The organism is Flavobacterium sp. HJ-32-4 (genome assembly GCF_022532105.1).
GTDB lineage: Bacteria > Bacteroidota > Bacteroidia > Flavobacteriales > Flavobacteriaceae > Flavobacterium.
The window spans coordinates 1,439,110-1,450,000 of sequence record NZ_CP092832.1; the positions used below are offsets into that span (position 1 = coordinate 1,439,110).

Annotated in this window: 9 protein-coding genes and 1 rRNA gene; 8 read left to right on the top strand and 2 right to left on the bottom strand. The window is 51.7% G+C overall.

Annotated features, from left to right (window positions below; translation table 11 throughout):
• Positions 1-147: 147 nt before the first annotated feature.
• On the bottom strand, positions 148-1,011 hold the full coding sequence (locus tag MKO97_RS05795) for an SDR family oxidoreductase (protein WP_241105119.1): 864 nt from the start codon (positions 1,009-1,011) through the stop codon (positions 148-150).
• A gap of 143 nt (positions 1,012-1,154) precedes the next feature.
• Here MKO97_RS05795 and MKO97_RS05800 point away from each other — a divergent pair, with 143 nt between their 5' ends.
• The gene (locus MKO97_RS05800; RefSeq protein WP_241105120.1) at positions 1,155-1,559 is read left to right on the top strand and encodes a helix-turn-helix domain-containing protein; all 405 of its coding nucleotides are present in this window, start codon (positions 1,155-1,157) and stop codon (positions 1,557-1,559) included.
• Here the strand turns inward: MKO97_RS05800 and MKO97_RS05805 are convergent, their stop codons facing one another.
• Positions 1,560-2,849: an acetyl-CoA hydrolase/transferase family protein gene (locus tag MKO97_RS05805; protein WP_241105122.1), complete on the bottom strand. Its 1,290-nt coding sequence runs from the start codon at positions 2,847-2,849 to the stop codon at positions 1,560-1,562. It lies immediately after the preceding gene.
• A gap of 120 nt (positions 2,850-2,969) precedes the next feature.
• On the opposite strand from MKO97_RS05805, the gene MKO97_RS05810 reads away from it, so the two are divergent.
• The 7 genes from MKO97_RS05810 (at position 2,970) to MKO97_RS05840 (ending at position 10,808) form a co-directional block, all read left to right on the top strand.
• A complete protein-coding gene (locus tag MKO97_RS05810; protein WP_241105123.1) occupies positions 2,970-3,254 on the top strand; it encodes a hypothetical protein in 285 nt (94 codons plus the stop codon).
• 61 nt (positions 3,255-3,315) lie between these two features.
• Positions 3,316-3,999 carry a Crp/Fnr family transcriptional regulator gene (locus MKO97_RS05815; RefSeq protein WP_241105125.1) on the top strand — a complete coding sequence of 228 codons (684 nt, stop codon included), beginning with the start codon at positions 3,316-3,318 and terminating at the stop codon, positions 3,997-3,999.
• A gap of 73 nt (positions 4,000-4,072) precedes the next feature.
• Positions 4,073-4,279 carry a hypothetical protein gene (locus MKO97_RS05820; protein ID WP_241105126.1) on the top strand — a complete coding sequence of 69 codons (207 nt, stop codon included), beginning with the start codon at positions 4,073-4,075 and terminating at the stop codon, positions 4,277-4,279.
• A gap of 135 nt (positions 4,280-4,414) precedes the next feature.
• On the top strand, positions 4,415-5,911 hold the full coding sequence (locus MKO97_RS05825; protein WP_241105128.1) for a LamG-like jellyroll fold domain-containing protein: 1,497 nt from the start codon (positions 4,415-4,417) through the stop codon (positions 5,909-5,911).
• Positions 5,912-5,989: 78 nt separating this feature from the next.
• The gene (locus MKO97_RS05830) at positions 5,990-6,754 is read left to right on the top strand and encodes a LytTR family DNA-binding domain-containing protein (RefSeq protein WP_241105130.1); all 765 of its coding nucleotides are present in this window, start codon (positions 5,990-5,992) and stop codon (positions 6,752-6,754) included.
• Positions 6,751-8,850, top strand: coding sequence for a tetratricopeptide repeat protein (locus MKO97_RS05835; protein ID WP_241105131.1), 2,100 nt, complete (start codon positions 6,751-6,753; stop codon positions 8,848-8,850). The genes MKO97_RS05830 and MKO97_RS05835 overlap by 4 nt, the downstream gene beginning before the upstream one ends.
• A gap of 440 nt (positions 8,851-9,290) precedes the next feature.
• Positions 9,291-10,808 (top strand): 16S ribosomal RNA (locus MKO97_RS05840).
• Positions 10,809-10,891: the final 83 nt, after the last annotated feature.

The following is a 10,891-nucleotide window of genomic DNA, read 5'->3' on the forward strand; positions in this document are numbered from 1 at the left end:
TTATCGCAAATCAACCTTGACTATATGCGATTTTTTTATCGCAGTTCGAGATTTTTTTAAGGAGAAAAGTGTCCTGCGCTATTCCCTGGTGTTAGGCGCAGACAAATAAAAAAAGCCCCGATGGTGAACCGGGGCTTTTTCTGTCATTTAGTTGAGTAGGGAACCCATACCGAACGCCTCAAGAAAGGCGCTATAACCTTCCTCTGCGCGTGCATTGAGCGCCTGAACGAGGTGGCCGTTGCCTGGATCGACCACCACCCGTGCCGGGCGCGTACCTTTCGGCGCATCGACCAATTGTTTTACGGCGTCGGCGACCAACTGCGGGTTCGGTGCCGCTTGCTCGAAATACTGTCCGATGCCGGCGCCCACTTGTTCGGGGATCGACGCCAGTTCGCCGTATCCTTCCGCCAAAAAGGCATCTGATCCCTGGCCTGATTTACCAAAGATGTCGGTAGGGAAGGCACCCGGCTCTACAATGGATACATCGATACCCAGTTGGCGTACCTCGGCGCGTAAGCCTTCCGAAAGACCTTCCACCGCAAATTTCGCTGCATTATAGAAGGTCATGAACGGGGCAGAAAAACGGCCGAGTACACTTGACGTATTAATGATCAATCCGTCGCCCTGACGGCGCATGTGGGGCAATACGGCCCGGATCGTGCGCCAGGTGGCTTTGAGGTGGATGTCAAACAAATCGTCGATGTCGTGCTCGTTGAACGTTTCGGCAATGCCGCCTTTGAAGTTCCCGGCATTGTTGACCAGCACGTCAATGCGTCCTTCTTTGGCTACGATCCCATCGACTGCCGCCTTTACTTTGGCTTCGTCCGACAGGTCAAGTTCGATTACGTGTACATTCGGCAGTGCCCCCAGGGCCGCCGCTTTTTCTCGATTGGAGGTAAGGGTGTTACGCATGCCGGCATACACGGTGTGCCCAGCGGCGGAAAGCGTGTGGGCGTGCAGCCAGCCGAAACCGCTGTTGGTGCCCGTAATAAGGATAATGTGGTTGCTCATGTTTTGTTTTTTATGGCTTTTCGTCCCGGCCGGAAGTAAAAAGACAGTTAATAAAAGTTTTTTAGTTACTTTTGGTGACTGCAAAGTAAAAACAAAAAGAGAGTAGCAAACAAGAAGGCACGCGCCGGTAACACAGTAACCAAATGGAAACGATTGTTGATTTTACAGTAAAAGACGCCAAAAAAATTGCTGAAAATTTTCTTGCGAAGAAAGAAACGGGTCTTCCGCTGTGTCCGGTAAAAGACATTATGCACACCTTAGGAGATAAATGGTCGGTGCTGGTAATGATGACCCTGGGCACCCATGAAACCCTGCGGTTCAACGAAATCCGACATGCCGTCGACGGTATTTCCCAGAAAATGCTGACCGTTACCCTGCGCGAGTTGGAATCGTTTGGGATGGTCACCCGCGAGGTTTTTCCGCAGATACCACCGAAGGTCGAATATACCATTACACCACTGGGGCAGGAGTTCCTGTCGCACCTGAAGGGCATGCTTGAGTGGGCCTGCGCGAATTCAGCACAGATCGCCGCCAACCGTACGAAGTAATCAGAATACGCTCACGATCGGACAAGCGGCTTCTTCAAAGTAGCGTCGTTCAATCGATTCACGATGGTTCGGGTGCGCAATATCCGTTAACGCTTTGGCGCGTTGCTTCAGCGTTTTTCCATACAAATCGGCAATCCCGTATTCGGTAATGATATATTGTACGTGCGCCCGGGTCGTGACCACACCGGCGCCCTGCCGTAGAAACGGTACGATCCGGCTGGTGCCGTCTTTGGTCACCGAAGGCAGTGCGATGATCGCCTTTCCGCCTTCGCTGAGCGCAGCCCCACGGATGAAGTCCATTTGTCCGCCTACACCCGAATACATGTTCCGTCCGATTGAGTCAGCACACACCTGGCCAGTAAGGTCGACTTCTATCGCCGAGTTGATCGCTACCATCCTCGGGTTCTTCCGTATCCGGCTCGTATCATTGACAAACGACGATTCCCGCATCTCTATAAAAGGGTTGTCGTGCACGAAATCATACAGGCGTTGCGATCCTACTAAAAACGTCGCCAGTGCTTTTCCCCGGCCAATACCTTTATAGCGACAGTTGATGACACCGCTTTCGATGAGGTCAATCACGCCATCCGAGAACATTTCCGTGTGCAATCCGAGGTCTTTGTGGTTTCCCAGTTGGGCCAGTGCCGCGTTGGGTATCGAACCGATGCCCATCTGTAACGTACTTCTGTCGTCAATCAACGAGGCCACGAACGCGCCGATTTTGGCCTCGGCTTCTGAAATGGCAGGCATTTCATGACCAAAAAGCGGCGTATCTACCTCTACCATATAATGGAGTTGCGAGATGTGGACGATCGCGTCGCCGAACATCCGCGGCATCCGCGGGTTTACCTGAGCGATGACCAGTTGCGCCTGCTCCATCGCGGCTAAGGTCGCTTCGACCGAAACACCCAGTGAACAATAGCCGTGGGCATCCGGGGGCGAAACATGCACCAGCGCCACATCAATAGGTAGTGCGCCTTTTCGGAAGAGGTTGGGTAATTCGCTAAGGAATACCGGTGTATACGAGCCATTGCCGGCAGAAAGGGTATGACGTACGTTTTTGCCAATGAAGAAGGAGTTCACATGGAAGCTGGCCGCCAGCGAGGGGTCGGCATAGGGTGCAGGTCCTTCCGTATGGAGGTGGCAGATTTCGACATCCTGCAGTTCGGCGGCCCGTTCGGCCAGGGCATGGGTGAGCACAGAGGGCGTAGCGGCAGCCGCCTGTACATATATACGTTGATGGGATCGGATATAAGAAACGGCTTCCTGGGCAGAGACAAATCGTGACATATTCTTTTTTGTGCAAAGGTAGGTCCGCTGGCGCCCGAAGTACCTGATGTTTGTCACTGATAAATGTCAGTTTTTACCATCCGTCGGCCCACTACTTTTACCATCTAAAATCACAATATCATGAGTGTCTATCAATCCACTTTCGAACAATTCCGCAAAGGATATTATGCTAACTGTGCCATTGCGATCCTCGTACAAAGTTGCCTGGGCGGTATTGCTGCCATGGCCATACTCGAACACGGAACCGGTTTGCTCCAGATGTTTCAACTGATGCTGGTCGTTATTGCCTGCGTATCGTTCAACGGCACCATCCTCTCTGTGCGCCCGCCGCGTACCGTCTTTAATTGGTTAGTGGGCGCCCTGCTGCTTTGTGTGTTTGTAGCCATCGTCAATTTTGCAGCCTGAAACGACGGTTTGTCACGGGGGCGGTTGCCACGGAGCCCCTTGTGGTAACGTCGCATGGCACGTGGCCAGCGGGTGCGAGCAATGCCTCGCCAAGAAGTCGAACGCCCTTGATGTGCTTCGCAAAGACGACTTGCGCCAGCTATCGGCCGCCCGTTCGGTGCGTCGCTGGCGAAAAGGGGAAACCCTGTTTGAAGAGGGTACTGCCATCAACGGCATCCTTTGTATAAGGGAAGGGAGCTGCAAACTCGTCAAGCTCACCGAGAGCGGCCGTCACCAGACCGTCCGCCTGGCCGGGGCCGGGGAACTGCTTGGGCAGCGGTCGACCATCAGTGGCGAAACCGCCCATTTGTCGGCCGTAGCCCTTGAAGATATGCGGGGTTGTTTCATTCCTAAGGCCGACGTTATGGCCCTGTTGGAAACCCAGCCGGCCTTTTCTATGGCGGTCATGAAAGCCATTTGCCAGGATTTACGCGAAACCGATGATGGGCTCGTCGACATGGCGCAAAAGACCGTCACGGCCCGTTTGGCGCACGCGCTGTTGTACCTGTCGGCGCGCTTTGGCGAAACTCCCGACGGAAGCCTGCGACTGCAACTGTCGCGCGAAGACCTGGCGGGTATCGTAGGCACCGCGGTTGAAAGCTGCATCCGGCTGCTTTCCGGGTTTGCGCGAGAGGGTTTGCTGGAACTCGACGGACGCCGGATTCGACTTCTCGACAAGCGCCGCCTTGCCCGACTACACGGATGAGTTGCAATACTTTCCACTTATTGCATAACCTGGTGGCCTGAAACCGAGCGTAACTTGGTCGAAAATGTTTACCATGAAAACCCATCACACACCTGAAAATCCCGGGCAGGCTCCAGCACTTTTTAACGGCGCCGATGCTTCCTTCCGCCCTGATCCCGAAACGCCTGAAACATCCGAGAACGACGAAGAACCCGCCGACTGGGGCGACGTAGATCCGCTTGATCCGCCTATGTCGATCCCAGATCCGATGGATCCAAGTGGTCCCGGAAGTGCCGTATAAATCTGTTTTCGGGACATTCGATTTTCTTTCGTTTAGAAAATCCGGCCGTTCATCAGTCGTTTCCTGTCGTTCGTAAAACCGGTACAATTAGAATGCTTCCGGAGTTTCACCTTTGTGTCGTAAAAAACATACGATATGAAGCGACTTTTACTCTCCCTTTTTCTTTTTTGTACTGCCTGGCTGTTCGCCCAACCGACCCTTTCCTCGGTATCGGTAACCAACGTCACGGGAACTTCTGCTGTCGTAAACTATTACGCAGCAGCCAATTGTACGCAGGGTGCGGCAGTTGAAATAATCTATTCCACTACGCTCAACTTTGCGAATTACACCACCGTACCTTCTATTTCGGTGTTTGCGGGGCAGAATTTCTCCGTTACGATCCAAAACCTGATTCCCGAAACACAATACTTTCTCCGTGTTCGGTCTTACACGGGATCTGCTTGTGGCAATCAGCAAACGCAGTCTTCTGTGTATCCCTTTCTCACCCTGGCCGATCCGCAGCTACCCCAAATACAAGGTGTTACCGTTGCGCTCACAGGTACGGCCACTGGCAGCGTGAATTACTCCCTAAAGGCAAATGGCCTGGCGACCACCTCCGTCCTGCGTTGGGGTACGGCGCCGGGCGAGCTTACCAATCAGGCTACCGGCGCATCGGCAGTTGGGTATCTGTGGAGTGCCGGCTCTGCCAATATGACCGGCCTTGCGCTTGATACCACGTATTATTATCAGATTGCGGCTACCAATAGCTTGGGCACGACAGAGTCGCCGATATATAGTGTGTTTAACGGAGCACCCCAAGAAACCTATGAATATAGCTTCGATAACACCTATGCCACGACGTTGGGTACGTTCCCGTTCACACCCGGTTCCGGTATCGGTTTCACAGCCGGGCACGACGGGACGCCCAACGGTGCCCTCGCACTGAACAATGTAGGTACTTCGGCGATGATACCCAATTTGCCGTATGGCGATAGTCCGAGATCTTTTTCCTTTTGGGTGAAGCTGAATACCTTCAACTCCTCTGGCTACAACCATGTCTACAGTTATGGACAAGCGGCGCCCAGTGCGGCAAATGGGGGTTCCATCGGACCAAGTCTGGCGTATCATCTGGGTTACGCCAACAACCATTCGGCCACGATTCCGCAAATGGTTGCCGCTACCTGGTACCATTTTACGATGGTGTATGACGGCACCACGTCCAGGATTTACCGCAATGGTGTACTCGTGGGTACGCAACTTAAAACATGGAATACGGTAAGTAACAATAACTTGCTTTCATTAGGTGTGTTTGCGGGGGAATTTACTTTTAACGGGGCGATAGATGACTTCCGGGTATTTCGCTCTGCCATCACCGATGCGGACGCGGAAAGCCTATATGTAAATGGTACACTGGCGGTGCCTGGCATTGCGGCGGCTCCTGAAATCGCGTTTTATCCAAATCCGGTATCGGACGTCCTTTATGTAGACAGTGAGGACGCTTTATCGGTGACGGTATATGCCCTTAACGGACAAAAGATCGCCTCTACCTTCGGCAACCGCATCGAGGCCACATCGTGGGCGCCGGGTGTTTACCTGGTAAGGGCGGAAGATGCGGGCGGGCATGTCACCACTCGTAAAATAGTAAAGAGATAGATAGTTTTTTTGGTGTGGCCGCCTTGACGATTCGTTCGGCAAGGCGGTTTTTTTACGGAAAAGCCTTAAAATTGTAGTGTGGATGTAGTAAAAAAACTGAAAGCCCTTATAGTAGACGACGAACGCGGGGCGCGATCGCTGCTGCGTAACTTTTTGGAAGACCATTGCCCGGAAGTGGAAGTGGTGGGCGAGGCGGAAGATGTGTCATCGGCTGTTAAACTCATCAACAAAAACGAGATCGATTTGGTGTTTCTCGATGTGGAAATGCCAAACGAAAACGGCTTTGCTTTGTTCGATTATTTCGATGTGCCCAAATTCGACACTATTTTCTGTACGGCCTATTCGGAGTATGCCATCCGGGCCTTCGAAGTGTCGGCAATGGGGTATCTGTTGAAGCCCATCGGTCTCGCACCTTTACGCGAAACAGTCGCCCGCGTCATCGCCCGACGCACCTCACAAGCCGCACCGCCCGATGTCAGGGTGTTGCAAGAGAATCTTTCCGGTACGGTTTTCGGAAAGATCGGGGTGTATGGCCACGACGGCGTGGTATTCAAAGAAATCAGTGACATCCTGTATTTTGAAGCCGACGGTTCCTATACGGTGCTCCACCACAAACAGGGGCGCGATCTTGCAGTCCGGAATATCGGTCACTTTGAACAGGTATTGGCAAAGGACGCCCGTTTTTTCCGTATCCACCGTTCGTACCTCGTAAACCTGAGTCTGATACAAGTATATAGCCGTCGCGATGGGCATGCCGTCAGTTACGATGGGAAGACGTTCCTTCCGGTTTCCAGGGAGAAAAAAGACGCTTTCGAAGCGCTCATGAAGCTGAGCGGGTCATGAGAATCGTCTGTTTTCTGCTGCTGTGCTCGGTTATGCGAGTGTGGGCCTTCCCGCAACAACCGTCGCTGTCAACGCACAAGCGGGCGGATACACTGCGTTGCTTCCTTCTTGACCATGCCATCGAGGAGGAGAACGATCCTGTCGTCTGGATTCGTTATAACCGGGAATTGATGGCGCTTGTCTCGAAGCAACTTAAGGAGCATCCAGAGGGGGGAGACGCCAAAACCTACCGCCGCTACCTGAGTACAGCTTACAATAATGAAGGCGCCTACTGCGTCTATACGGAATCCTATGAAAAGGCCATTCGCCACTATCGCAAATCACTTGATATCGCCCGTAAGCTGGGGTATCAAAAGGGAATAGCGATTGCGTTGCAGAATATCGGTACGGCCTATGACTACCTCGGCAAACTCGACAGTACGCTGGTGTATCTCGAACGGGCTTATTCGGCCGCGGTAAAGTCGGGTGACCGCGAAAGCATCGCTTATGTCCTGACCGATTTGGGATTTGTACACAACAACCTCGGAAACAATTTTCTCGCCATACAGTATAACCTTCGTGCACTGCCGCTGTTTGAAAAAATGCAGGATGAAGACGGGATAGAACGTACCTATTTTGCGTTGGGCCGCATCTTCGACAACCAAAATGACTATCGCACGAGTATCTCGTATTATGAAAAATGTGTAGACATCGCCCGTCGGACACAGAACGGTGAACGGCTGATGCTTGCGCTGTCGGGGCTCTCACAGGCCTGCTACAACTTGGGTGATCGGGTAAAAGCCCGCAGCTACAACGATGCATTTTTCAAGTTGGCCAAGGCGGGTAACAACCTTGATTTCGTGGCGAGTGCGTATCGTAACTACGGCGACATTGCCGCGGGAGATGGAAATATGGCTGCCGCACGGCGCGACTTTTTGGAATCAGTGCGCACTTATGAACAGATTGGCAGCGATTTGCATGTCGCGAAAGTCTGCATCCGGCTGGTACCCGTTTTGCTTTCGTTGGGTCAGGTAGCCGAAGCAGAAATGTATGGGCGTAAAGCGTACCAGCTTTCCATTAAAACCGGTTTTCCGTCTGATAGGCGCGATGCGGCGGATGTCTTAAGCCAGGTATATGCGAAGAAGGGTGATTTTGGTCGCGCCTACTTATATAAGAAGGAAGCGGCGGAAATTGACCGGAAGACGTTTTTCGATGAAAGTAAGGAGACGGCACTGAAGGCGACATTTCAGTATGAAGCCCAGAAAAAGGAAGCGAAGATCAGGTCGCTTGCCCAACAGAAGGAAATCGCAGAACTGAAGGCAGGCCAAAAGGCGATGATGTTGTATGCCGTGGGTATAATATTTATAGTACTGGCACTGGCCGGGTATTTCTTCTACCAAAAAATGAAGGCGGGTCGGAAAAGTGAATTGCTGAAAGCGCGGCTTGAGGAATCCGAAAAACGAATCGAGGCAGAGAAGCGGGCCGTTGAAAGTGAATTGAAGGCGCTTAAGAGCCAGATGAACCCGCACTTCATCTTTAATGCCTTGAATAGTATACAGGAGCAGTTCATGTTTGGTGATAAATACAAAGCCAACGAGCAATTGGGGAACTTCACGCACCTTACACGGCAAATATTGGAGGATTCGGGAAAGAGAAAGATTACGGTGGCGGGTGAATTGCGGTTGTTGACGCGCTATCTCGAGTTAGAGAAGATGCGATTTGGTGACGACTTCACTTTTTCTTTGACGGTGGACGATGCGGTGGATCCTGAATATCATGAGCTTCCACCGATGATCGTGCAGCCGTTCGTTGAGAATAGCCTGCGCCACGGCCTGATGCACAGGAAAGGGAAGAAGCGTCTTGACGTACATTTCGGCCTCGACGAGCCGCGCGGCGCCCTGCGTGTGACGGTGACAGACAACGGCATCGGGCGTGAGGCGGCAGCCAATATCAAAAAAGGAGCGATGGCCGGTTATGGTTCATTTTCGGTCGAATCGGTGCAGCAGCGGTTGGCGCTTTTGGCAGGGGAAGCGGCAGATCCGTTGGTCGTATACGAGGATTTGGAAGTGAATGGTAAGGCCGTGGGAACGCGTGTGACGCTATTTATTCCTTTGTAAGGGAATCGCACCATGCTGGATGCCAGTCGGCTAAGTCCTACCCGGGATTTTTAACATAAAAACCTTCCTTGAAAAGTTTGGAAAGCCGGAAAAGGTGTCTACTTTTGCACCCGCAACAGCGCAAAAGTTCTTTGGTTTTATTGATGCGGTACTTGGGATTGGATTTTGGGTACTGATAGACAGGCGGATAGAAAAATTAATACTTTTTTTTCTCTTGAAGTCTTGGAAAAGCGAAAAACAGTTGTACTTTTGCACCCGCTTTGAGAGCGAAACGAGATAAAAACCGTTTCAATTTCAAAGTGAAAACAAGAAGACACGTTCATAGACATATTGGATTGACAGCACGTCTTACTTTAGGGTAAGACAAACATTAAGAGAGTAAGGTAGATCGGGAATCGGTTTATTTTATGCTAGCCTTGAGTCGAAAATATTTAAAAACTACGATGAAGAGTTTGATCCTGGCTCAGGATGAACGCTAGCGGCAGGCTTAACACATGCAAGTCGAGGGGTAGAAGGAGCTTGCTCCTTTGAGACCGGCGCACGGGTGCGTAACGCGTATGCAACCTACCTTGAACAGGGGGATAGCCCAGAGAAATTTGGATTAATACCCCATGGTGTAATTGGATGGCATCATTTGATTACTAAAGTTCCAACGGTTCAAGATGGGCATGCGTCCCATTAGCTAGATGGTAAGGTAACGGCTTACCATGGCAACGATGGGTAGGGGTCCTGAGAGGGAGATCCCCCACACTGGTACTGAGACACGGACCAGACTCCTACGGGAGGCAGCAGTGAGGAATATTGGTCAATGGGCGCAAGCCTGAACCAGCCATGCCGCGTGCAGGATGAAGCATCTATGGTGTGTAAACTGCTTTTGTACGGGAAGAAACACTCCTACGTGTAGGAGCTTGACGGTACCGTAAGAATAAGGATCGGCTAACTCCGTGCCAGCAGCCGCGGTAATACGGAGGATCCAAGCGTTATCCGGAATCATTGGGTTTAAAGGGTCCGTAGGCGGTTTTGTAAGTCAGTGGTGAAATCCGGCAGCTTAACTGTCGAACTGCCATTGATACTGCAGGACTTGAATTATTGTGAAGTAACTAGAATATGTAGTGTAGCGGTGAAATGCTTAGAGATTACATGGAATACCAATTGCGAAGGCAGGTTACTAACAATTGATTGACGCTGATGGACGAAAGCGTGGGGAGCGAACAGGATTAGATACCCTGGTAGTCCACGCTGTAAACGATGGATACTAGCTGTTCGGGAGCAATCCTGAGTGGCTAAGCGAAAGTGATAAGTATCCCACCTGGGGAGTACGGGCGCAAGCCTGAAACTCAAAGGAATTGACGGGGGCCCGCACAAGCGGTGGAGCATGTGGTTTAATTCGATGATACGCGAGGAACCTTACCAAGGCTTAAATGGGAGACGACGTATTTGGAAACAGATATTTCTTCGGACGTCTTTCAAGGTGCTGCATGGTTGTCGTCAGCTCGTGCCGTGAGGTGTCAGGTTAAGTCCTATAACGAGCGCAACCCCTGTTGTTAGTTGCCAGCGAGTAATGTCGGGAACTCTAGCAAGACTGCCGGTGCAAACCGTGAGGAAGGTGGGGATGACGTCAAATCATCACGGCCCTTACGCCTTGGGCTACACACGTGCTACAATGGCCGGTACAGAGAGCAGCCACTGGGCGACCAGGAGCGAATCTATAAAACCGGTCACAGTTCGGATCGGAGTCTGCAACTCGACTCCGTGAAGCTGGAATCGCTAGTAATCGGATATCAGCCATGATCCGGTGAATACGTTCCCGGGCCTTGTACACACCGCCCGTCAAGCCATGGAAGCTGGGGGTGCCTGAAGTCGGTGACCGCAAGGAGCTGCCTAGGGTAAAACCGGTAACTAGGGCTAAGTCGTAACAAGGTAGCCGTACCGGAAGGTGCGGCTGGAACACCTCCTTTCTAGAGACTGAAAACAAGGTCTAGCAACCAATGAATAAACTGCCAAGGTTTATTTTACTCTCGCTGTCGATTCAAAATACAAT